The following is a 21,965-nucleotide window of genomic DNA, read 5'->3' on the forward strand; positions in this document are numbered from 1 at the left end:
GCCATTCCCCCGTCCATGCGGCTGTGCCGTTACGCTTGCTCTGCGTCCTGATGCGTCTTGCCACGGCCCACATAGGGAATGGCGTGGTCGATGGTTTCCCAGATGTAGCGCCCGGACGGGCTTTGCTGTTCCTCGGCCACGTGCGACACCAGGCCGGCCGCGCGCGAGATGACGGCGAAGCCGCGCATCAGTTCGGTCGGCACGCCGATCTCGCTGAGCAGCGCCGCGACCGCGCCGGTGGCGTTGATGGTGATGTGCTTGCCGTAGGTCTCGTCGATGGCGGCCGAGAGCAGGCGCAGCGCCTTGAGCGAGTCGCCCTTGAGATCCGGCTCGGCCTCGGCCAGCGCCAGCAGCTTGATCGAGCGCGGGTCGTCGGGCTTGTGCAGATGGTGTCCGAAGCCGGGCAACGCGCTGCGCGATTCGCGGAATTCGCGGGCGATCGCCAGGGCTTCCGTGCGGGCATCGTCGGCCTGGTGGATGCGGTCCAGCAGGCGCGAGCAGTTTTCCATGGTGCCGACGAACTGGCTGCCCACCGCCATCAGCCCGGACGCCACCGCGCCCTGCAGGTTTTCCGGCGCGCTCATGTAGATCAGCCGCGTAGCAATGGCGCTGGGCGTCAGGCCATGCTCCATCAGCGTGACCAGCACCGCGTCGACGATGCGCAGGTCCACCGGGCGCGCCTCGCGGCCCAGGATCTGCATGATCATGACTTCGGTGAAGGTCTTCTTGCCGATCAGGTCTTCGACCAGATCCACGTCGCGGTAGGACATGCCGGTGAGGTGATGCGCGCAGAGGCGGGTTTCGGGCGTTTTCATGGGGTCTCCTTCAGGGCCGCGTCGCGCACGGCGTTTTTCAGCACCTTGCCCACGCTGGAGCGCGGCAGACTGTCATGGATGTGGAATTGCTTGGGCGTGGCCACGGGGCCGAGCAGGGCGCGCACGTGGGTCTTCAACTCGTCAGCGCTGGCCTGCGCACCGGGATGGAACTGCACGGCGGCGTGAACGGCTTCGCCCCATTTGTCGTCGGGCAGGCCGAACACCGAGCACTCGTACACCGCGGGATGCGCGGACAGCGCGTTCTCCACGTCCACCGGGTAGATGTTGAAGCCGCCCGTGATGATCACATCGCGCAGCCGGTCCTTCAGGAACAGATAGCCGCGCGCGTCGATCAGGCCGGTGTCGCCGGTATGCAGCCAGCCGTCCACGACCGTTTCGGCGGTCTTCTCCGGCAGGCGCCAGTAGCCGGACATGACCAGATCGCCCTGCACCACGACCTCGCCGATCTCGCCGCGCGGCAGCAGCGCGCCGTCGGGCGACATGATGGCCACGTCGCTGAGCCAGGTGACGCGTCCGACCGAGGCGCGGTTCTCCGGGGCTTCCAGATCGGCGGGCCGCAGCACCGTCATGATCTGCGGCGCCTCGGTCTGGCCGTAGGTGGTGCCCAGCACCGGGCCGAAGAAGTCGCGCGCCCGGTCGATCTTTTCCACGGGCATGGGCGCGCCGCCGTAGATCAGGTTGCGCAGGCGTGGGAAGTCGGCGCGCGAGACGCCGGGTTGCGCCATGATCATGTAGATCAGCGTGGGCGGCATGAAGCTCAGCGTGCCGCCGCGTTCGCGGAAGGCGGCGGTGATGCTGGCCGGCGTGACGCCGTCCAGCAGCAGATGGGCGCCGCCGCAAGCCAGCACCGGCAAGAGATAGGTGCCGGTGCCATGCGTGATGGGGGCTGCCACGACGTAGCGGTCTTCGTGGGTCAGGCCCCAGCTCATGATCTGGTTGATGATGCCCGCGTTCCACGCGTGGTAAGGCTGCATCACGCCCTTGGGCAGGCCGGTGGTGCCGCCGGTGAACTTGATGGCCTGGGTGGCGTCGCGCGGCAGCGCATGGCGTTGCGGTTCGCGTCCGGCGCAGCGGGCCAGCAGCGCGTCCAGCGCCAGCGGCGCCGCCGCGTCTTCCAGATGGATGTGGCGGCGGCCTTGCGGCGCCTGGGCCTCGGGCGCCAGCGGCGCGCCCATGCCGTCCACGATCACGATGGACGGCTCGGTCGCGTCCAGGATGCGCCCGATCTCGCGCTCGGTGCTGCGGTAGTTGAGCGGTACCCACACCTTGCCGCTGGCCAGCACGGCCAGCAGCGCCAGGATGTGCCGAGCGGAGTTGCCGGCGCAGATCGCCACCCGCGTCTGCGGCGCCGGGTCCAGGTCCTGCAAGGCCGCGGCCAGCGCCCGCGTGTCGGCGGCCAGCCGTGAGTACGTGACCTGGCCTTCGGGCCCGTCCAGCGCGATGCGGTCCGGATACTGCTCGGCAGCGCGGAAGAAGAAATCTATCGGGTACATCCTGGTGTTCCTAGTTGGCTTTGAGATTGGCGCTCTTGACGACCTTGCCCCACTTGTCGATCTCGCTGGAGATCTTCCTGGCGTAGGTGTCGGGCGTGTTGGGCTGCTGCGGCGCGTAGAAGCCGGACTGCTGGTACGACGCCTGCAGCGCCGGGCTGGCCAGCGCCTTGTTGATGGCCTGGTTCAGGCGCTCGACGATGGGTTTGGGGGTGCCGGCAGGCGCCATCACGCCGAACCAGGATTCGACGTCGAAGCCGGCCAAGCCGGATTCGGCCAGCGTCGGCGTGTCGGGCGTGGAGGGCAGGCGCTGCGGCGAGGTGACGCCGATGGCGCGCAGCTTGCCCGCCTGCACATGCGGCAGCGACGAGGGCAGGTTGTCGAACATGGAATCCACCTGGCCGCCCAGCAAGTCGGCCACGGCCGGGCCGCTGCCGCGGTACGGCACGTGCAGGATGTCGCTGCCGGTCTGCATCTTGAACAGTTCGCACGACAGGTGGATGGACGAGCCGCTGCCGGACGAGGCGCAGGTCAGCTTGCCGGGGTTCTTCTTGGCGTAAGCCACGTATTCCTGCACGGTCTTGACCGGCAGCTTGGGATTGACCACCAGGATGTTCGGAATGGTCGCCAACAGGCCCACCGGCTCGAAGCCCTTCACGAAGTCATAGTTGAGCTGGCTGTACAGCGTGCGGTTGATGGTGTTGGCGATGGAGCCCACGTACAGCGTGTAGCCGTCTGGCGCGGCGCGCGCGACGATTTCCGCGCCGATGTTGCTGTTGGCGCCGGTCTTGTTCTCGACCACGAAAGTCTGGCCCAGTTCTTCCGCGAGGGACTTCGCCATCAGGCGCGCCACGATGTCAGTGGCGCCGCCGGCGGCGTAGCCGACCACCAGCGTCACGGGACGCTCGGGATAGGGTTGGGCCGCCAGGGCCGGGGCCGCGAGCAGCGCGCCCAGGGCGGCCGCCGCGGCGGCCCACCGCTTGCTTTGGATCTTCATTGTTGTCTCCGTCCTGTTTGTCTAATATTTGGACAAATCTGCGTCTGCCCGGCTTCATATTGGGCTTTGATAGAGGCCTCATCAACGCAAGCTGTCCAAAAAATGAACAAACTAGAATCCGAAGACACGGGGCCGCGCGTGTTGCGCCGCGGGTTGCGCGTGCTGGGCGTGCTGCGGCAGGCGGGGGCGGCGGGCATGCACGTGGTCGACATCGCGCGTGCGGCGGGCATGCAGCGGACCACGGCCTACCGCTATCTCGACGTGCTGGTTCAGGAGGGCTACGCCCTGCGCGAGTCCGAAGCGCCGCGCTGGCGCGTGGCCGAGCTGGGCGTGATGATGGCGGGCGATCCGCATGCGCAGGCCGTGCGCAGCCTGCGGCCGGTGCTGCGGCAGATCAGCGACGTCAGCGGCGATTCCGCTTTTCTCATCTGCCGCGCCGGCAACGATTCGCTCTGCCTGCACCGTGAAGTGGGCAACTATCCCGTGCAGGTGCTGGCGGTTACGGTGGGGCACCGCCAGCCGCTGGGCGTGGGGGCGGCCGGGCTGGCGCTATTGGCCGCGCTGCCGCCTGACGAGTCGGAAGAGGTGATTGCGCAGAACGAGCAGGCGTTGCGCGCTTACGGCGGCATGACGGTGGCGCAGATGCGGCGCCTGGTGGAGAACACGCGCGGACGCGGCTGGTCGGTGGTGGGCAACGCGGCGGTGCCCGGCGTGCTGGGCGTGGGCGTGGCCTTGTGCGATGCAGGCGGATATCCGCGCCTGGCCGTCAGCGTGTCCAGCCTGATCAGCCGCATGCAGGCGGCGCGCCAGCGCAATATCGCCGACCTGATCCGCGCCCAGCTGGCGCAGGACGAGGTCAGGACGCAGCGCTGGGCGTTGCCGGGGTTTCCGGCTGCCTAGGCGGCTGCCGGCGTCGGCACCCGGTAGGTCTTCTGGTAATGCACCGTGAAAGTCCTGAAGGCTTCCAGGGCCTTGTGCGGATCGTGGCCGGGCTTGACCAGGAAGCTGTCGAAGCCGACGCGCGCCTGGTAGTGGATGGTGTCGATCATCACGTCGCCGACCGCGCGCAGTTCGCCTTGCCACTGGTAGCGCGTGCGCAGCAGCTGTGCCAACGAATAGCCGCGGCCATCGGTGTAGACCGGAAAATCCACGGCGATGAAGGCAATGCCGGCGGGGTCCAGGGTGCCGTCGGCTTCGGCCAGGTCGCGCAGATCGGCGTCGGGGTCGAGCAGGACCGCGACGGGATGCTGGTGGCGGCGCAGGGTGGCGCGCGAGGTTTTCCAGACGGAAAGCGGCACGATCCAGCCCGGCGCGTCGCCAGGCACCTGGCCCTCGGCGGGAACCTCGGGTTCAGGCGTGAAGACGCGCGAGGCGTCCGCTTCCAGGCGGCCGTTGCGGATCAGGTGCGGGCCGGGGGCGTCGTGCGGATAGATTTCAGACATGGGCGGCCTCGGCTTGCTGCGCGGGTTTGGCGAAGGCGGGATCGGAGTAGACGTCCTGCTTGAAGGGATCGATGCCGACCCGGTCTACCACGTCGATGAAGCGTTCCTCTTCGCTGTCGCGCAGGCCCAGGTAAGTGCGGATCAGGCGGTCCACCACGCCCGCGACCTGCTCGCGCGCGAACGACGGGCCGATGATGCGGCCGATGGCGGCGCCGCCGCCGCGCGTGGATTCGATGTCGGGCAGCGGCTTGGCGGCGCCGTTCTGGCGGCCGCCTATGGTGACCTGATACCACTCCTCGCCGGCCTTATCGACGCCAAGAATGCCGATATGGCCCACGTGATGGTGGCCGCAGGAGTTGATGCAGCCCGAGATGTTCAGGTCCAGCTCGCCGATCTCGAAGAGATAGTCGAGGTTGTCGAACTGGCGCTGGATGGCTTCGGCCACGGGGATGGAGACGGCATTGGCCAGCGCGCAGAAATCCCCGCCCGGACAGGCGATGATGTTGGTCAACAGCCCGATGTTGGGCGTGGCCAGGTTCAGCGCCTGCAACGTGGTCCAGAGTTCATGCAGGCGCGCGCGGCGCACGTCGGCCAGGATCAGGTTCTGCTCGTGCGAGACGCGCAGCTCGCCGAAGCCGTAGTCGTCGGCCAGGTCGGCCACCGCGTCCATCTGGTCGGCGGTGATATCGCCCGGCGGCACGCCGGTGGGCTTGAGCGACACGGTGACCGCGGCATAGCCGGCTACCTTGTGCGGATGCACGTTGGTGCGCAGCCAGCGCGCAAAGCGCGGATCGGCGGCGGCCAGCGCGGCGGTGTTGTCCACGTCCTGCGCGGCAGTGGCGTCGTATTGCGGCCAGACGAAGCGGGCCTTGATGCTGTCGACGAATTCCTGGGTGATGGTGTCGGGGCCGCCCTTGATGAGCTGCCACTGTTCGTCCACCTGTTGCGCATAGACTTCCGGCGTCAGGTCCTTGACGAGGATCTTGATGCGCGCCTTGTACTTGTTGTCGCGGCGGCCGTGCAGGTTGTAGACCCGCAGCGCGGCCTGCAGATAGGTCAGCAGGTCCTGCCATTCGACGAAGGGGTTGATCAGCTTGCCGACGATGGGCGTGCGGCCCAAACCGCCGCCGACCCAGACCCGGAAGCCCAGCTTGCCGTCGCGTTCGACGGCTTGCAGGCCGATGTCGTGCACGCCCACGGCCGCGCGGTCCTGCACCGCGCCGCTGACCGCGATCTTGAACTTGCGCGGCAGGAAGGCGAATTCGGGATGCAGCGTGGACCACTGGCGGATGATCTCGCACCACACCAGCGGATCCACCAGCTCGTCCGGCGCGACGCCGGCGAAGTGGTCGGTGGTGGTGTTGCGGATGCAGTTGCCGCTGGTCTGGATGGCGTGCATCTGCACCGTGGCGAGTTCGGCCAGGATGGCCGGCACGTCTTCCAGCTTGGGCCAGTTGAACTGGATGTTCTGGCGGGTGCTGAAATGGCCGTAGCCGCGGTCCCATTTGCGGGCAATGTGCGCCAGCGTGCGCAGTTGGCGCGACGCCAGGATGCCGTAGGGAATGGCGACGCGCAGCATGGGCGCGTGGCGCTGGATGTACAGGCCGTTCTGCAGGCGCAAAACGCGGAATTCATCTTCCGTTAGTTGGCCATCGAGGAAGCGGCGCGTCTGGTCGGAGAATTGCGCCACGCGTTGCTCGACGAGCTGCTGGTCGACGGGGTCATACACGTACATGTCTACTGCCCTTGAAGTCTTCTCGGTCTGAGCCCTTGCGCTCGCCTGGCGCAATGCGGCAGGGGAAAGGGGTTCATAACCGTAACAGGCAGCTATGGCGACCGTCTAAGTCATTCTGGTAATAAGATAATGGGGGCCCCCACGCTGCGCCCGCTTTGCGGGCTTGCTGCCCCCCGAGGGGGCTGTCCCGCCTTGGGGCGGCCCGGCGGCGGGACGGCCGATGTATACCCCCACGCTGCGCACGCTGACGCGCGCTTGCTGCCCCCCGAGGGGGCTGTCCCGCCTTGGGACGGCCCGGCGGCGGGACGGCAATTCTTGTGGGACAGTCGATTCAACAGCCGATTTACAACGCCGCGTTCACCGCCCACTTCGCTACCACGACCAGAATGACCACCAGACAGGCCGCCATCAGCAGCCCGGTCAATATCAATGGCGCCGGCTTGTTGTTGGCGATGTCGGCATCGTAGCCCCGCCCGCGGCGCACGCCGAAGAATCCCCACAGCACGGATTTGACCGTGCGCAAGAAACTGAGCATGTAGACCTCCTGGCGTCGTGGCGATGCTGCAAATGTAGGCCGGCGCCGTCCGCGGAGACAGATGCAGATCCGCCTTACCCGACCGTATCAGACGCCGGACCGGCGGGGGCGCCGATGCCGCGCACGATGTGGTCCAGCAGTTCGCGCGCGGCGGGGGACACATGGCGGCCGGCGCGGCTCAGCACGTGCAGGCTGCCCTGGTTGAGGATGGGGTTGGCCAGCGGCAGGCTGGCCAGGCGCTGGGCGCGCAGGTCGGCCGTGACCGCGATGGGCGGCGTAAGCGCGTAGCCGATGCCGGCGGCGGCGAACTGCCACAGCGCCTTGAAGGACGAGGTGGTCAGCACGTTGCGCAGCCTGACCTGTTCGCTGATTTCGGCGGCCTGGATGTGCTGGCGCACACCGAAACCCTCCTGCATGGACGCGCCGGGATAGTCGGCCAGATCGGTGAGCAGCAGGGGACGGCGCAGCAGGGTCAGCGGGTGGTCCTCGCGGACAATGGCGCGGATGGGCTCGGGCCGTGAGTAATGGGTGCGCAGGCGGGCGTCGTTGGGGGGCTGGAACACCAGTCCGATATAGGCGCGGTCATCCACGATGCGCTGCACGATCTCGGAGGTGCGCGCCACGTCGATGTCCAGCGTGACCTCCGGGTGGCTGCGCCAGTAGCCGGGCAGCACGCGCTCGAACATCAGCTCCACGAAGCCTTCGCCCAGCACCAGGTCTATGTGTCCCCGTTCGGCCTTGCGCAGGCTGTCGATCTCGGAGAAGAAGCTCTCCTGGATGTCCTGCTGGCGCTTGATGTAGCGCGCCAGGATATGGCCGGCGTCGGTCGGCACCACGCCGCGCCCGCGGCGCTCGAACAGGGCGATGCCGCAATCGCGCTCCAGCGCGGCGATGGCGCGGCTGACGGCGGACGGGTCCATGTCCAGCACTTCGGCGGCGCCGCGCACCGAGCCGCGGCTCATGACCTGCATGAAATAGTGGGTGCGGCGGGCGTCGAGTTTTTCGTCCATGGCGAGGGCTCCGTGGCGGGAGTGCGGCGGCAGATCCACAGATACAATCTAGGGTTTACCCTTGCATGGTGCGAGATCATGCAAAATTTTCCCTGGAAAAGCCTATCCGTTGCATTTTACGCAACGTTTCTGCGCCAGCCCTGTCATGGTTGCGCGTAAGGCCGCCGGCGAAAATCGGCCCTGCTGCGCGCGCCGTCGCCGCCGCCGCGCTGCGACGCCCATTGCGGGCGCCGGCCGGCCGGGATTGCGGCGGGCAGCCACGACGACTATTCACGTTCATCAGGGGAATCCGATGTCTCACGCCAGCGCAAGCCTGGCCGCGCCTTCCATGCCGCTATCCGGGCGCATCCGCATGCTCGCCGCCATTTTGCTGGTGGTCGTCATTTCTGAAGCGATCGGCAGCGCCACCTTCAACGTGGGGCCGGGCAAGATCATCCTGCAGCCGATGCTGTGGGCGATTTTCATCGGCGCCATCGTGGCCGCCTTCGGCCAGCGCATGCCGGCCGGCCTGAACATCGACACCGCCATGCAGACCCGCATCAGCGGCTATCTGCAATACGCGCTGCTGCCCTTCCTGGCCAAGCTGGGCCTGATGGTGGGTGGCGCCTTGCCGCAGGTGCGCGAAGCCGGCTGGGCCCTGGTGTTCCAGGAGTTCGGCCACTTCTTCGGCACCATGGCCGTCGGCTTGCCGCTGGCCCTGCTGCTGGGCATCAAGCGCGAGGCCATCGGCGCCACTTTCTCGGTGGGCCGCGAGCCCAGCCTGGCCATCATCGGCGAACGCTACGGCATGAACTCGCCCGAAGGCCGCGGCGTGATGGCCGAATACATCACCGGCACCGTGATCGGCGCGCTGTTCGTGGCCCTGATGGCCGGCTTCATCACCAGCCTGAACATCTTCGATCCGCGCTCGCTCGCCATGGGCGCCGGCGTGGGCTCGGGCAGCATGATGGCCGCAGGCGTGGGCGCGATCGCATCCCAGCAGACGCCCGAAGTCGCGCACCAGGTGGCCGCGCTGGCCGCCGCCGCCAACCTGCTGACCACCGTGGTGGGCGTGTACTTCACGCTCTTCATCTCGCTGCCGACCACCATCTTCCTGTATGGCAAGCTGGAGCCCGTGCTGGGCCGCTTCTCGCGCGGCAAGGCCGAGACCGTCGCCGCTGATGACGAGGTCACGCAGGATGCGCCGGCGCACGGCGTCAAGATGGGCTTCGGCGACCGCCTGACCGCCTATGTCATCTGCGGCCTGTTCGCGCTGGTGGGCAACCGCCTGGGCTACAACGTGCCGTTCGCCGACGCCTTGCCGGGCATGGGCATCATCATCCTGCTGGTCGTCATTACCGACCTGGTGCTGCGCGTGGTGCCCAAGCTGCCGGCCGTGTTCGTGCTGTCGCTGATCGCCATGACCGCGGGCTGCCCCGGCGTGCTGCCGTACTCGGACCAGATCATCGCGATGGTCGGCAAGGTGAATTTCCTGCCGTTCACGACCGTGATCCTGGCCATGGCCGGCCTGTCGATCCTCAAGGACCTGCCGGCGTTCCGCAAGCTGGGCTGGAAGATCGTGGTGGTGTCCCTGGCCGCCAACGCCGGCACCTTCCTGGGTGCGACCATGATCGCGGAATTCTTCCACTGATCGCGGCCCGTTCCCGAATCAAGAACCGCCTGATGCTTTTTGTCAGGCGGTTTTTTTTGGTCAGGGCGCGAAACCCGGCCGGTAGCGCGCGTTGTCCGTGACGTTCTCGGTCGCGCCGATGTTGGCGACCTTGGGAACGCCCAGGCCCGCCGCCTTCATGGCCACGGCGGTCTGCAGTTCCTGGACTTGCGGATTACCCATGGCGAGGCGATAGGCCTGCAATGGCATCAGGCCTTCGATCGTGCCCAGGTCGTTGGCGGAGCCGGCGCGCTGGGCCACGGGGTCGGGCTGCGCGGTGAAGTCCTCAACGGCGCGGCGCATGCGCGATGCCGCGTGCAGGTCGCGCAGCGCGTCCGCGTTCGAGGCGTCGAAGGAGGTCAGCGGCAATGGCAGGCTGGCGCGTTCGCGGCCGGCTTGCGCCGCGTGGCCGGCGGCCGCAGCCCGGGCCGCGTGGACATGGGCCACGCGTTGGGTTTCGGGAAATGCGCGGGCGGCGTCCAACGCGGCGGAGCGCGCGGGATAGGGCGCGTCAGCCCGGTGGATGGCGGAGATCGCAGCGACGTTCATGCTGGGCCTCTTCTGGTGATGGCCGGCGGATCGGCCCGCCTGCCGACTTCACTGTAACAGCTGGGGGCGATGCGGGCGAAAAAAAAGGCCCCTGCACGCGTCAGGGGCCTAGCGACGCTGCTCGGGGCCGCGCCGTACCAAGGCAGGTGATGGCCAGGGAGCCCGGCGGGTTCTCCCGGCCCTGCGCCTGCCCAAACCGGGTCAGGGCTTGGTGGCCTGCATGGACGGACGCTGGCTGAAGGTTTCGTACCAGGCGGCGGTGGCGGGGTGGCCGGCGCGCCAGTCCAGGTCGGGGAAGCGGAAGTCCAGATAGCCCAGCGCGCAACCGATGGTGATGGTGCCGATGTCCAGGCGGCCAGCCAGCGCAGCGGCGTTCTTTTCCACCAGCGCGAGGCCGTCGCGGACCTTGCCCAGTTGGCCCTCGACCCAGCCGTCCCAGCGCAGCGCTTCCGGACGCAGCACGGTTTCGTAGCGGGCCAGCAGCGCCGCGCCCAGCATGCCGTCGGCCATGGATTGTTCCGTCAGCACCTGCCAGCGCGTCTTGCCGGCCGGGAACAGCGAACCGCCGCCCAGCTCGTTCAGGTATTCGCAGACCACGCGGCTGTCGTACAGCGTCTGGCCGTCATCGGTGATGAAGGTGGGCACCTGGCCCAGCGGGTTGCTGGGGATGATGGTCTGGTCGCGGGCGACGGGGCCAGCCGCGCTCGGCAGCTTCTCGATGCGGTCGGCCAGGCCGAGCTCATGGGCGATGACCATGCATTTGCGCACGAAGGGCGAGGCGGGCGAGTAGAAGATTTTCATGAGGATCCTTGTCGGTGGAGAGGCGTCAGTGTTGTGCATGGGCCAGATGTTGTCCAGCGATCCAGCCGAAGGTCAGGGCGGGACCGAGCGTGATGCCGGGGCCGGGATAGGCGCCGCCCATCACCGACTGCATGTCGTTGCCGGCCACGTAGAGGCCAGCAATGGGCGCGCCCGCGCCGTCCAGGGCCTGGGCATGCGGATTGGCGGCGATGCCGCAAGCGGTGCCGATGTCGCCGGGATAGACCTTGACCGCGTAGTAGGGACCCGCGGCCAGCGGCGCGAGGCAGGGATTGGGAGCGTGTTCCGGATCGCCCAGGTAACGGTTGTAGGCGGTCGATCCCTTGCCGAAATCCGGATCCTGGCCTTGGGCCGCGTGGGCGTTGTAGCGTTCCACCGTGGCCTGCAGCGCATCGGCGGGTACGCCCAGCCGGGCCGCCAGCGCCGCCAGCGTGCCGGCTTGCAGCAGATAGCCGGCGTCGATCAGATGTTGGCGCGGCCGGCCCCCCGGCAGCGCCAGGCCCAGGCCCCAGGTGTCGATGAAGCGCTGGTCGCAGATCAGGAAGGCGGGAATGCTGGGCGTCGTGCCATGGCTGCGATACATGGCCTGCACGAACTCGTGGTACGAGGCCGATTCGTTCACGAAGCGCTGGCCCGCGCCATTGACCGCGATGAGGCCCGGTTTGGCCCGGTCCCACACCAGGTGCGGGTAATGCAGGGGTTTGCCGTCCGCGGATTCCAGCAGCGAGACCGGGGCCCAGAACGCGGGGCTGGCGTGGCCCGAGCCGAGCGCAGCGCCGGCGGCTTCGGACAGGCGGATGCCGTCGCCCGCGTTGTCCCGCGGCGACATGGACCACAGACCGGTGGGCTGGGGATAGCTCTGCGCGCGGCGCGCCGGATCCCAGGGAAAGCCGCCCGTGGCCATCACCACGCCGCGGCGCGCGCGGATGTTCAGCGTCTTGCCGTTACGCCGGACCGCGACGCCCTGCACGCGGCCCGCCGCGTCGCGGTGCAACGCCAGCGCGGGTGTGTCCAGCCAGTACTCGATCCTGCGCGCCAGCATGCCGTGGAACAGCTGCGCGGCCAGCGCATTGCCCAGCAGCAGCCGGGTGCCGCGGTGATAGCCGCGCGCACGGTCGGCGGCATAGCGCAGCACCAGCTTCATGCTGTGACGCCAGGCCGCAAATGAACGCGTGGCGCGCAGCAGATGACGCACATCGGTGATGTTGACCATCATGCCGCCCAGCACCGTGAATTCCTTCAGGGGATCGCGCAGCACGCGGAAGTCGCGGCCGAGCTTGCGGCCGTCGAACTCCAGCGGGTCGAGCGAGCGCCCGCCCATCGCGGCGCCGGGCAGGTCGGGGTAGTAATCGGGCGAGGCGGTGCGCGCGGCCAGGTCCAGGATGCCGCGCGACACCAGGTAATCCATCATGCGCGGTCCGGCTTCGAGGTAGGCGCGCTTCATGTCGTCGGGCGCCGCCGCACCCACGGTTTGTTCCAGATAGGTCCAGACCTTCTCGTAGCTGTCCGGATGGCCGGCGGCGTCCGTCTGCGCGTTCAGCGGTATCCACAGCGCGCCGCCGGAGATCGCGGTCGAGCCGCCGATGCGGCCGGTCTTTTCCACCAGCAGCACGTCCAGTCCTTCCTCGCGCGCCGTCAGGGCCGCGGCCATGCCGCCCGCGCCCGAGCCGACCACCAGCGCGTCGACTTCCTTGTCCCAAGTAATGCCTTCCATGCTGCCTATGCTCCCGATCCGCCCAGCGATTTGCCGCCGTCCACGAAGATGACCTGGCCGGTGATGAAGTCCATGTGCGGCGCGGCCAGGAAGGACACGGCATAGGCGATGTCTTGCGGCTGGCCGGCGCGGCCGGTGGGCTGCAGGGCCAGTTGGGCCGCAAGGCGTTCGGGCGTGAGGTTGCGCAAGAGCGGTGTATCGATGAGCCCGGGGGCGATGGCATTGACCAGGATGCCGCGCGGGGCCAGTTCCATGGCGGAGGCCCGCGTATAGCCGACCAAGGCCGCTTTCGAGGCCACGTAGTGCGGATGATTCTTTGCGCCCAGGTAGGCGCGCGAGGCGATGTTGACGATCTTGGCGCCCGGCGCCATGTCGCGCGCGGCCTCCTGCGTCAAGGTCGCCACCGCCAGCAGGTTGACGTCAAAGGCGCGGCGGTAGTCGGCGCTGCCCACTTCAAAGAACTTGCGTTCGTCGAACAGCCCCGCGTTGTTGACCAACGCGGCCAGCGGCGCGAGCGACCGGGCCAACGCGCGGGTGGCGGCTTCGTCCGTCAGGTCCACCACGCGGTATTCCACGTCCAGCCCTTGCGCCCGTAGCGACTCGGCCTCTTTCGCGGCCAGTTCCGCGTTGCGGTCGGCCATCACGACGCGAAAGCCGTCGCGCGCCAGCCGTTCCACGATGGCAAGACCCATGCCGCTGGCGCCGCCCGTGACCAATGCCGTGCCCTGATTCATGATGTTTCCTCACACGGCCAGGTAGCCGCCGTCCACGGGCAGCACCACGCCGTTCACATAGCTGGCCATGTCCGAGGCCAGGAAAAGAACCGGACCCACGATCTCGTCGGCCCGTCCCGAGCGCGCCATGGGGGCGCGCTGCATGTACCAATCCGTGCCCTGCGCCTGCGCGCGCTGGCCCGCCGTCATCTCGGTTTCCATCAGGCCGGGCGCCACGGCGTTCACGCGCACGCCGTGCGGCGCCAGGTCGCGCGCAAGCACCTCGGTGAACGAGCGCACGCCGCCCTTGGACACCACGTAGCCCGCGGTCGAGATGCTGCAGCCGTAGGCCACGATGGAGCACAGGTTGACGATGGCGCCGCGCGTGGCCTTCAACTGTTCGACGAAGGCGTGCGTGACGTTGAACGTGCCCTGCAGGTTCACGCTCATCAGGCGTTCCCAGATCTCGGGCGTCTTGGGATCGTCGAACGGGGCGCGCGCCGATATCCCGGCGTTGTTGATCAGGATGTCCAGATTGCCGTGTTCGGTGGCGGACCGTTGCGCAAAGTCGCGCACGGCGGCGGCATCCGTCACGTCCAGCACCGCGTCCGCGGCCTTGCCGCCCGCGGCGCGGATGGCCTGCACGGTGGCGGCGGCCAGTGCGGCGTCCACGTCGGCGACGATCACGGCCGCGCCTTGCCTGGCGAAGCCCTGCGCGATGGCCGCGCCCAGGCCGCGGCCCGCGCCCGTGACGAGCACCCGCTTGTCTTGCATCGATATCATGGTCGGTCCTTTCGGCGCCTCAGGCGCCCAGATAGGCGCGCTGCACGCCTTCGTCGCTGGCGAGCGCGGCGGACTCGCCTTCCAGCGCGATCTCGCCGTTTTCGAGGATGTACGCGTAGCTGGACACCGACAGCGCAAGCTTCACGTTCTGCTCCACCAGCAGGATGGTGATGCCTTGCTCGCGGTTCAGCCGCAGCACGATGTCGAAGATCTGTTCGACCACCAGCGGCGACAGGCCCATGGACGGTTCGTCCAGCAGGATCATGCGCGGGCGCGCCATCATGGCGCGGCCCGTGGCCAGCATCTGCTGTTCGCCGCCGGACAGCGTCGCGGCCTTTTGTTCGTAGCGTTCGCGCAGGCGCGGGAAGGTGTCGCACACCATGTCCAGGTCCTGCCGCACCGCGCCCCGGTCGGTGCGCAGGTAGGCGCCCATCTCCAGGTTCTCGCGCACGCTCATGTCGCGGAAGATCTCGCGGCCCTCCGGCACCTGCACGATGCCGCGCCCGACGATGGCGTCCGCTGCCAGGCGGTGTATGGGTTCGCCCGCAAAGCGCACGCTGCCCGCGGTGGGCGCCACCAGGCGCGAGATCACGTTCAGCGTGGTGGACTTGCCCGCGCCGTTGGCGCCCAGCAGCGCCACGATGGCGCCCTGCGGCACTTTCAGCGATACGTCCTGCAGGGCGCGGATATTGCCGTAGGCGGCCGATACCGCGTCGACTTCAAGCAGATGATCAGCCACCGGCGGCTCCCTTGCCCAGATAGGCTTCAATGACCCGCGGGTTGCTGCGCACCTGAGCGGGCGTGCCTTCGGCGATCTTCTCGCCAAAGGACATGACGGTGATGCGATGCGAGATCGACATCACCAGCTGCATGACGTGTTCCACCAGCAGCACCGTGATGCCGTCGCGTTCGCACAGCTCCGTCAGCAGGCGGTCCAGCGTTTCGATTTCGCGGTTGCGCAGGCCGGCCGCGGGCTCGTCCAGCAACAGCAGCTTGGGCGATATGGCCAGGGCGCGCGCCAGCTCCAGCATCTTCTGGCGGCCGAAGTCCAGGCTGCACGCCGGCGTGTCCAGGAAGTCGGCCAGCCCGACGCGCTCCAGCAGGTGTTCGACGCGCTCGCGCGTCTGCGCGGCCGCGGGGCGCAGCAGCTTGCCTGGGCTATTGGCGCCATGCGCGTAGGTGCCCAGCAGCGCGTTTTCGCGCACGCTCAGCGCGCCGAACAGCTCCAGGTTCTGGAAGGTGCGCGCCACGCCCAGCGCCGCCATTTCGTGCGGCTTCTTGCGGGTGATGTCGGCGCCGTCGAACAAGATGCTGCCGCTGCTGGGACGGTAGTAGCGCGAGATGCAATTGAAGGTGGTGGACTTGCCCGCGCCGTTGGGTCCGATCAGCGCATGGATGCGGCCGCGCTCCACTTGCATGGACAGGCCGTTGATGGCGGTGAGGCCGCCGAACTTGACGGTCAGGCCTTGCACGTCCAGATAGGGATGGCTGCTCATGCGGCGCTCCTTTGGGTCGGTTTGGCCGCGGCCGGGCGCGTGGCGGAAGGCAAGGGCGCGGCCGGCGCCGGAGCCCGTCCGCGCGCGCCGCGGCCTGCGAACAGGCCCTTGGGCGCGAACATCATGAAGCCCATCAGGATGACGCCGTAGATGATTTCCTGGAACGACAACGCCTGGCGCAGCAGCTCGGAGATCAGGCCGAAGGCCAGCGCGCCCGCGATGGCACCGCGCACCGAACCGATGCCGCCGACCACCACCATCGTCAGGATCAGGATGGTGGTCTGGAAGCCCAGGCTCTCAGGGTGGATGAAGGAAGCGAAGGTCGTGTACATGCCGCCCGCGATGCCGGCGTAGGCCGCGGAAAGCGTGAAGGCCGTGCGCTTGATGGCGTTGACGTTCACGCCCATGGCCTGGGCCGCCACGTCGCTCTCGCGCACGGCGCGAAACGCCGAACCCAGCTGCGAACGGGACAGGGCGACGGTGGCCCACAGCAGCAGCGCGGCGATCAGCACCACGAAGGGATAGGCCTTCGCGTCCGACACCAGTTCATAGCCGAACAGCGTGGCCGGCGAGATCCGGAAGCCGTTCGAGCCATTGGTGACCGATTGCCAGTTCAGGAACACCCACTGCATCGCCTCGCCGAAGGCGAAGGTGGACAGCGCCAGGTAGATGTCGCGCATGCGCAGCGCCAGCGCGCCGATCACATAGCCCAGCGCGGCTGCCAGCAGCCCGCCCGCGATGATGGAAATGAAGAAGGGCGGATGCCACAGGTTGTTGATGAGGCCGGCGGTATAGATGCCCACGCCGTAGAAGGCCGCGTGCGAGAGCGCGAACTGTCCGGTTTCGCCGATGACCAGGTGCAGGCCCAGCGCCAGCACCACGAACACCATCAGCAGGTTCACCACATAGATGACATAGCCGCTGGCCGCGAAAGGCAGGATCGCCAGCACGATGGCCATCAGCGCCAGCAGCGCATGGTCGATTTTCTTGCTCATACTTTCTTCACCTGCAGTTTGCCGCCCAGGAGCCCTTGCGGACGCAGCAGCAGCACGACCATGATGGCCACGAAGGGCGCGACCACGATGGCATTGGTAGAAATGAACAGCCCCACCAGGTTCTCGGCCACGCCGATCACGAAGCCGCCCACCACCGCTCCAGGCAGGCTGGTGATGCCGCCCACGATGGCCGCGGCGTAGGCCAGGATGGCGATGTGGCCGATGTCGGGCGTGATCAGGATCTTGGGCGTGATGAGCAGCGCCGCGACCGCCGATATCAAGCCGGCCAGGGCCCACACCAGCATGCGGATGCGGGTCAGGTTCACGCCCACCAGGCGGGCGGCCTTGGGATTCATGCCCACGGCGCGCATGGCGCGGCCGACCCGGGTATAGGTGAACATGCCGAACAGCAGCAGCATCACCGCCACTGCGACCGCGAAGATCACCAGGTCCAGCTGGGTCAGCACCGCGTCGCCGATGATGATGGCGTCGGTCGAGGCCAGCGGCGGCAGCGAGCGCGGCGTGTCGCCCAGGCCGGTCTGGCGCACCAGACCCTTGAGCGCATAGGCCAGGCCCAGCGTGGCGATCACCATCTGCACGCCCACGCCCTTGGAGGCGATGACGCGTTCCATCACGACGCGCTGGAACAGGCCGGACAGGACGGCCACGGCGGCGAGCGTGATGGGAATGACGACGAGATAGGGCCAGCCCATCACCAGGGTGAGGAACAGGGCGATGTAGCCGCCGACCATGAAGATCTCGCCCTGGGCGAAATTGGGCACGTCGGTGGTCTTGAAAATGATGACTACGGCGACCGCCAGCAGCGCGTACACGCTGCCCGTCACCAGTCCCGACAGCACCCCCTGCTGCAGGAACAGCCAGATATCGGCAAAGCTCATGATGTTCTCCGGCAGCCCGCGCGCTGCTGCGCCAACGCGCGGGCCAGGCCCATGGCGGGCCGCTGGTTTACTTCTGGTACTGCCAGACGCTCTTGAAGGCGCCAGGCACGAGCGACATGTTGGTGCCGTCGAACTTGATGTAGATGGCGGATTCCTGCGCCGCGCGGTCGTTCGGGCCGAATTCGATCGGACCGGCCATGACGCCGGAGTCGAACTTCATGGTTTCCAGCGCCTGCAGCACCTTCTCGCGGGTGGGCTGGGGGCCGGCGGCCTTGAGCGCGTTGACCACCGCCATCGCGGGCGGCAGGCCGTAAGGCATGTAGGTCTGCGGGTGGCCCGGCTTGGCGGCCAGGTCGGGGTAGGCCTGCTTGTACATGTCATACACCCAGGTCAGCTTGGCGCCGCCCGGCACGTCGGACAGCACTTCCTGGATGTAGACGTTCTTGAAGGCGTCCTTGTTGCCCACGTTCTCGACCAGCTGCTTCAGGTCGGCGGTGCCGTTCACCGCCAGGACGATGGGCTTGTTCCAGCCCAGTTCCTGCGCCTTCTTGATGATGAGCGCGGCGGGGCGGGCGTAGGTCGTCAGCAGCAGCACGTCGGCGTTGGCGGCGCGGATCTTCAGCATGGGCGCGGTCACGTCGGTGATGTTCGGGTTCACCGACTGAACTTGCAGCGATGGGTCGCCCAGCTGCTTGACCTGGGCCTGCGCGGCTTCCAGGTTCCAGCCGCCGTAGGCGTCGTCATGGTTGATGTAGCCGATCTTCTTGGCCTTCAGGTGCTCGGCCGCGAACTGCACCATCGAGCCGCCCACGGCATGCTGGGAAATGGAGAAGGCGCCATAGATGTACTTGGACGGCGGATACAGCGCGCCGTCGCCCGAGGCGTTGAGCATGACCAGCGGCACCTTCTCGCGCTCCACGTATTCGCGCGAGGCCACCACCGCGGCCGAGCAGGAACCGCCGTTCAGCAGGAACACCTTGTCCTGCTCGTTCAGCTTCTTCACCGCGGCGACCAGGTCGTTGGCGTTGCAGCGGTCGTCCTCGATCACCAGTTCGATCTGGCGGCCGTGCACGCCGCCTTCCTTGTTGACCTTGGCGTACCACATCTTGGCGGCGTTCAGCACGTCAAAGCCGTAGGCCATGCCGCTGCCGGACAAGGGCGCGAACAGACCGATCTTGATGGTCTTGTCGGTGATGCCCGGTTCCTGCTGGGCCTGCGCGCCCGTGCTCAGCGCCCATGCGCATAGCGCGGCGGCGGCTGCGTAGCGACTGCTTTTCTTCATCTTTGTCTCCCGTTCTTTTTTGATGCGCGCCTTTGTTTGGGTGGGGCGCTTTGCTGCGTTGCCGGCCTGGCCGCCGGAATGCCTTACTGCATGCGGTAGCCGCCGTTGACGTCGATGACGCTGCCGGTGATGTAGCCGGCTTCCTCCGACGCCAGGAAGCGCACGGCGGCGGCTACGTCGTCCACGGTGCCGATGCGGCCCAGCGGAATGGCTTGTGCGGCGGCAGCGAGCGCGCCGCTGCTGGTGACGGTGCTGCGCAGCATGTCGGTGTCGATGAGGCCCGGCGCGATGCCGTTGACCGTGACGCCCAGATGAGCGGATTCGCGCGCCATGGCCTTGGTCAGGCCCAGCACCGCGGACTTGGCCGCGATGTATGAGGCGCTGGAGCGGTAGCCGCCCAACTGTGCCGCAACCGAGGTGAACGTGACGATGCGGCCATGCGCCAGTGGCGCGGCCTCGCGCCGGCGCAGGTAGGCGCGGCCGCACAGGAACACGCCGCGGGCGTTCACGGCGAAGCTGCGTTCCCAGATGTCCAGCGAGGTGTCCTTGATGAGCGGACGTTCGCCGTTTTCCTGGAACAGCAGCAGGCCGGCGGCGCTGACGAGCACGGCGATGGGGCCATGCTGCGCTTCGATCTGTTCGAACGCGTTCTCGACCGAGGACTCGTCGCTGACGTCGAAGGCGTGCGACGCGTGCGGCGCGCCCAGTTCGTCGGCCACGCGGCGGGCGCGCCCGGCGTCCACGTCCGAGACCACGACGCGCAAGCCGGCGCTGGCCAGTTCCTGGCAGATGCGGGCGCCTATGCCGCCGCCGCCGCCCGTGACGAGCGCAAGACGGGGAGCCGGGCCCGTGCCGGCCGGCGTGGATACATTGGACATTTTGTCTCCTGGTGGCGTGCTGTCCGCCTGGGGCGCGACCGAGCCGTTGGTTTGAATTTTTTGCGATTATGTATACATGGGTGGGCGTCAGGTATAGGTGATTACCCGAGGTGTTTTACGGGGATTCTCCGAAAACCTATGCGGTGCCTGGCGCCCCTATGTATTCTTCATGTATACAATGCGGCTATGGACACGCTATCTCAACACGTTACCGACACGCTGCGGGACTGGGTGCTGCACGGCAAGTTCAGCCCCGGCGCCCGCCTGGAAGAAATCCCGCTGGCGGAAAAACTGGGGGTGTCGCGCACGCCGGTGCGCGCGGCGCTGGCGACGCTGGGCAATGAAGGTCTGCTGGAGCATCTGCCCAAGCGCGGCTACACGGTGCGCGCTTATGACATCGGCGAAATCGTGGCGGCCTATGAGGTGCGGGCGGCGCTGGAAGGGCTGGCCTGCCGCCAGGCGGCCTTGCGCGGGCTATCGAACGATGCCGTGGCGGTGCTGAAGAATTGCCTGGACGAAGGCGACCGGATACTGGGCAAGGGCGTGTTGCTGGCCGAGGACCATCTGCCGTACCAGCAGGTGAACATCACCTTGCACAACGGCATCCTGGAAGCGGCGGGCAACCCCTGGGTGCGGCGCTTCGCGACGCAGGCGCAGGCGATTCCCTACGCCTCGGACCGGATCATCCTGTGGGAAGACCACGGCATCATCCTGCGGTCGCATGACGACCATCACCGCATCGTCAATGCGATCATCGCCCGCGACGGTGCGCGGGCCGAGGATCTGATGCGCGAACACGTGTACTACGCGGGCATCATCCTGAAGAACAACTACGAAAGGCTGGCGCAGGCGTACCGGGTGTAAGGCACGCCCGCGCTCCAACCTCAGGCCGCGGCCGCAGGCGCCTCGAGGCAGGGATTGAATTCGCCGGTGGCGGGGTCGCGCAGGTACAGCAGGCCGGTGGCCACGCCGAAGTAGGTGCCGTGCAGTTCCAGTTCGCCCTTTTCCACGCGGCGGCGGATGGACGGGAAGGTCATCAGGTTGTTCAGGCTGTGCTCGACCACGGCCAGTTCCAGACGCTTCAGGTTGGCCTGGCGGTCGCCGGTGCCGGGGCCCAGGCGTTCGGCCACGGGCTCGATCTGCGACATCCACTTGCCGATGAAATCGCCCTTGGTCAGCGGCTTGGCGTCGTCGAAGAAGGAGCGGATGCCGCCGCAGGAGGCATGGCCCAGCACCACGATGTGCTTGACGTTCAGGCCGTTGACCGCGAATTCGATCGCGGCGCTGGTGCCGTGGTACGAGGATTCCGAGTCAGGGTCACAGGGCGGGACCAGGTTCGCGACGTTGCGCACGACGAACATCTCGCCGGGGCCGGCATCGAAGATGACTTCGGGCGACACGCGGGAGTCGCAGCATCCGATGATCAGGATTTCCGGGTTTTGTCCCGATTCGGCCAGCTTCTGGTATCGGCTGCTTTCCGAAGGGAAACGGCCCCCCAGGAAAGATTGATAGCCTTCGGTAAGTCTTTTTGGAAACATGATCTTTTCTTCCTCGTAGCTGGAGCCAGGCGTGCTGGCGTGTCGGCGCACGCAACAAGGGGCTTCGTGTGGAAGCCCCTTTTATTGAGTCGACAAACCGAATTTTCCCATATTTGACCTTGCGCCACGCTGTCTAGACCCTGAAGTAATCAGGGTTTTTTTTGGCAGGCGGGCCGTAACGGGCGTCTAGCCGGCGCCTAGCGGGCGTCGACGTCCAGCGCGGTGACGCGGGTGAATTGCAGCGGCGTGACGGCCCGGATCTGCTTGATCTGGCCGGGCGCCAGCGGGCCGATGACGTCGTCGCGCACGCGGCCGATCTCGCGGTCCTGCGCGTCGTACAGCACGAAGGTCAGCATGGCGCTGTTGATGTGCCGCGTCGACTGGTTGGACAGCAGCCCGGTGATGGCCGACACGTTCTGGTTGACGTCGCGCACGGCCTGGACGTTGCCCAGCGTGACGCCGTAGACCAGGCTCTGCGCGCCGGCGGCGCCGGACAGGCCGGCAAGCAGCGCGAACCAGGCAAGGGCAAGTTTCATCATGGTCTCCTGTGCAGCCGCGGAGTCGGATGCCGTTCGGGTCCGCAGGGCGGTCAATGCCTCCTCTACC

Annotated in this window: 23 protein-coding genes; 3 read left to right on the plus strand and 20 right to left on the minus strand. The window is 67.5% G+C overall.

Going from position 1 to position 21,965, the window contains the following annotated elements:
• Nucleotides 1–29: 29 nt before the first annotated feature.
• Genes NGK62_RS14075 through NGK62_RS14085 form a run of 3 tightly spaced genes read right to left on the minus strand, consistent with a single transcriptional unit; the run spans nucleotide 30 to nucleotide 3,323 of the window.
• Complete coding sequence (locus NGK62_RS14075) at nucleotides 30–815, minus strand: citryl-CoA lyase (protein WP_251878759.1); 786 nt, start codon at nucleotides 813–815, stop codon at nucleotides 30–32.
• A complete protein-coding gene (locus tag NGK62_RS14080; protein ID WP_251878761.1) occupies nucleotides 812–2,329 on the minus strand; it encodes a class I adenylate-forming enzyme family protein in 1,518 nt (505 codons plus the stop codon). Before NGK62_RS14080 ends, NGK62_RS14075 begins: the two co-directional genes overlap by 4 nt.
• 10 nt (nucleotides 2,330–2,339) lie before the next feature.
• Nucleotides 2,340–3,323 (minus strand): Bug family tripartite tricarboxylate transporter substrate binding protein, encoded by a 984-nt coding sequence (locus tag NGK62_RS14085; RefSeq protein ID WP_251878763.1) that lies wholly within the window; start codon nucleotides 3,321–3,323, stop codon nucleotides 2,340–2,342.
• Nucleotides 3,324–3,425: 102 nt separating this feature from the next.
• Here NGK62_RS14085 and NGK62_RS14090 point away from each other — a divergent pair, with 102 nt between their 5' ends.
• Entirely contained in the window at nucleotides 3,426–4,223 is a 798-nt protein-coding gene (locus NGK62_RS14090) for an IclR family transcriptional regulator (RefSeq protein ID WP_251878765.1), read from the plus strand.
• Here NGK62_RS14090 and NGK62_RS14095 read toward each other — a convergent pair.
• The 4 genes from NGK62_RS14095 to NGK62_RS14110 form a co-directional block, all read right to left on the minus strand.
• Nucleotides 4,220–4,765, minus strand: a complete 546-nt coding sequence (locus NGK62_RS14095; RefSeq protein WP_251878767.1) for a DUF934 domain-containing protein — start codon at nucleotides 4,763–4,765, stop codon at nucleotides 4,220–4,222. The genes NGK62_RS14090 and NGK62_RS14095 overlap by 4 nt on opposite strands.
• The gene (locus tag NGK62_RS14100; RefSeq protein WP_059377508.1) at nucleotides 4,758–6,500 is read right to left on the minus strand and encodes a nitrite/sulfite reductase; all 1,743 of its coding nucleotides are present in this window, start codon (nucleotides 6,498–6,500) and stop codon (nucleotides 4,758–4,760) included. The genes NGK62_RS14095 and NGK62_RS14100 overlap by 8 nt, the downstream gene beginning before the upstream one ends.
• Nucleotides 6,501–6,843: 343 nt before the next feature.
• The gene (locus NGK62_RS14105) at nucleotides 6,844–7,035 is read right to left on the minus strand and encodes a DUF2970 domain-containing protein (RefSeq protein ID WP_059377509.1); all 192 of its coding nucleotides are present in this window, start codon (nucleotides 7,033–7,035) and stop codon (nucleotides 6,844–6,846) included.
• Between the two features lie 74 nt (nucleotides 7,036–7,109).
• Nucleotides 7,110–8,045, minus strand: a complete 936-nt coding sequence (locus NGK62_RS14110) for a LysR family transcriptional regulator (RefSeq protein WP_059377510.1) — start codon at nucleotides 8,043–8,045, stop codon at nucleotides 7,110–7,112.
• 292 nt (nucleotides 8,046–8,337) lie between these two features.
• Here NGK62_RS14110 and NGK62_RS14115 point away from each other — a divergent pair, with 292 nt between their 5' ends.
• The gene (locus NGK62_RS14115; RefSeq protein WP_251878769.1) at nucleotides 8,338–9,675 is read left to right on the plus strand and encodes a DUF3100 domain-containing protein; all 1,338 of its coding nucleotides are present in this window, start codon (nucleotides 8,338–8,340) and stop codon (nucleotides 9,673–9,675) included.
• A 60-nt stretch (nucleotides 9,676–9,735) separates the two neighbouring features.
• Here NGK62_RS14115 and NGK62_RS14120 read toward each other — a convergent pair whose 3' ends face one another.
• The 11 genes from NGK62_RS14120 to NGK62_RS14170 all read right to left on the minus strand — a co-directional run bounded on the left by NGK62_RS14120 (nucleotide 9,736) and on the right by NGK62_RS14170 (nucleotide 19,821).
• A complete protein-coding gene (locus tag NGK62_RS14120; RefSeq protein WP_251878771.1) occupies nucleotides 9,736–10,242 on the minus strand; it encodes a hypothetical protein in 507 nt (168 codons plus the stop codon).
• Between the two features lie 201 nt (nucleotides 10,243–10,443).
• Nucleotides 10,444–11,043, minus strand: a complete 600-nt coding sequence (locus tag NGK62_RS14125) for a glutathione S-transferase (protein WP_059377518.1) — start codon at nucleotides 11,041–11,043, stop codon at nucleotides 10,444–10,446.
• A 25-nt stretch (nucleotides 11,044–11,068) separates the two neighbouring features.
• The gene (locus tag NGK62_RS14130; protein ID WP_251878773.1) at nucleotides 11,069–12,775 is read right to left on the minus strand and encodes an FAD-dependent oxidoreductase; all 1,707 of its coding nucleotides are present in this window, start codon (nucleotides 12,773–12,775) and stop codon (nucleotides 11,069–11,071) included.
• A 5-nt stretch (nucleotides 12,776–12,780) separates the two neighbouring features.
• Nucleotides 12,781–13,509, minus strand: coding sequence for an SDR family NAD(P)-dependent oxidoreductase (locus NGK62_RS14135; protein ID WP_251878775.1), 729 nt, complete (start codon nucleotides 13,507–13,509; stop codon nucleotides 12,781–12,783).
• Nucleotides 13,510–13,518: 9 nt separating this feature from the next.
• Complete coding sequence (locus tag NGK62_RS14140) at nucleotides 13,519–14,271, minus strand: SDR family NAD(P)-dependent oxidoreductase (RefSeq protein ID WP_251878777.1); 753 nt, start codon at nucleotides 14,269–14,271, stop codon at nucleotides 13,519–13,521.
• A 19-nt stretch (nucleotides 14,272–14,290) separates the two neighbouring features.
• Nucleotides 14,291–15,010: an ABC transporter ATP-binding protein gene (locus tag NGK62_RS14145; protein WP_059377529.1), complete on the minus strand. Its 720-nt coding sequence runs from the start codon at nucleotides 15,008–15,010 to the stop codon at nucleotides 14,291–14,293.
• Complete coding sequence (locus NGK62_RS14150; protein WP_059377532.1) at nucleotides 15,003–15,767, minus strand: ABC transporter ATP-binding protein; 765 nt, start codon at nucleotides 15,765–15,767, stop codon at nucleotides 15,003–15,005. The genes NGK62_RS14145 and NGK62_RS14150 overlap by 8 nt, the downstream gene beginning before the upstream one ends.
• A complete protein-coding gene (locus tag NGK62_RS14155; protein WP_059377534.1) occupies nucleotides 15,764–16,762 on the minus strand; it encodes a branched-chain amino acid ABC transporter permease in 999 nt (332 codons plus the stop codon). Before NGK62_RS14155 ends, NGK62_RS14150 begins: the two co-directional genes overlap by 4 nt.
• Nucleotides 16,759–17,661: a branched-chain amino acid ABC transporter permease gene (locus tag NGK62_RS14160; protein WP_059377535.1), complete on the minus strand. Its 903-nt coding sequence runs from the start codon at nucleotides 17,659–17,661 to the stop codon at nucleotides 16,759–16,761. The genes NGK62_RS14155 and NGK62_RS14160 overlap by 4 nt, the downstream gene beginning before the upstream one ends.
• A gap of 67 nt (nucleotides 17,662–17,728) precedes the next feature.
• A complete protein-coding gene (locus tag NGK62_RS14165) occupies nucleotides 17,729–18,943 on the minus strand; it encodes an ABC transporter substrate-binding protein (protein ID WP_059377537.1) in 1,215 nt (404 codons plus the stop codon).
• Between the two features lie 83 nt (nucleotides 18,944–19,026).
• A complete protein-coding gene (locus NGK62_RS14170) occupies nucleotides 19,027–19,821 on the minus strand; it encodes an SDR family NAD(P)-dependent oxidoreductase (RefSeq protein WP_059377540.1) in 795 nt (264 codons plus the stop codon).
• Between the two features lie 186 nt (nucleotides 19,822–20,007).
• Between NGK62_RS14170 and NGK62_RS14175 the strand changes: the two genes are divergently transcribed.
• Nucleotides 20,008–20,685, plus strand: coding sequence for a GntR family transcriptional regulator (locus tag NGK62_RS14175; protein WP_013391284.1), 678 nt, complete (start codon nucleotides 20,008–20,010; stop codon nucleotides 20,683–20,685).
• Nucleotides 20,686–20,705: 20 nt separating this feature from the next.
• On the opposite strand, the gene NGK62_RS14180 is transcribed toward NGK62_RS14175, so the two are convergent.
• Nucleotides 20,706–21,359: a carbonic anhydrase gene (locus tag NGK62_RS14180; protein WP_054455866.1), complete on the minus strand. Its 654-nt coding sequence runs from the start codon at nucleotides 21,357–21,359 to the stop codon at nucleotides 20,706–20,708.
• A gap of 197 nt (nucleotides 21,360–21,556) precedes the next feature.
• Nucleotides 21,557–21,895: an FxLYD domain-containing protein gene (locus NGK62_RS14185; protein WP_251879596.1), complete on the minus strand. Its 339-nt coding sequence runs from the start codon at nucleotides 21,893–21,895 to the stop codon at nucleotides 21,557–21,559.
• Between the last annotated feature and the right edge of the window lie 70 nt (nucleotides 21,896–21,965).

This window comes from Achromobacter sp. Marseille-Q4954, from assembly GCF_943737025.1.
In the GTDB taxonomy this organism is placed as follows: Bacteria; Pseudomonadota; Gammaproteobacteria; order Burkholderiales; family Burkholderiaceae_B; genus Achromobacter; species Achromobacter bronchisepticus_A.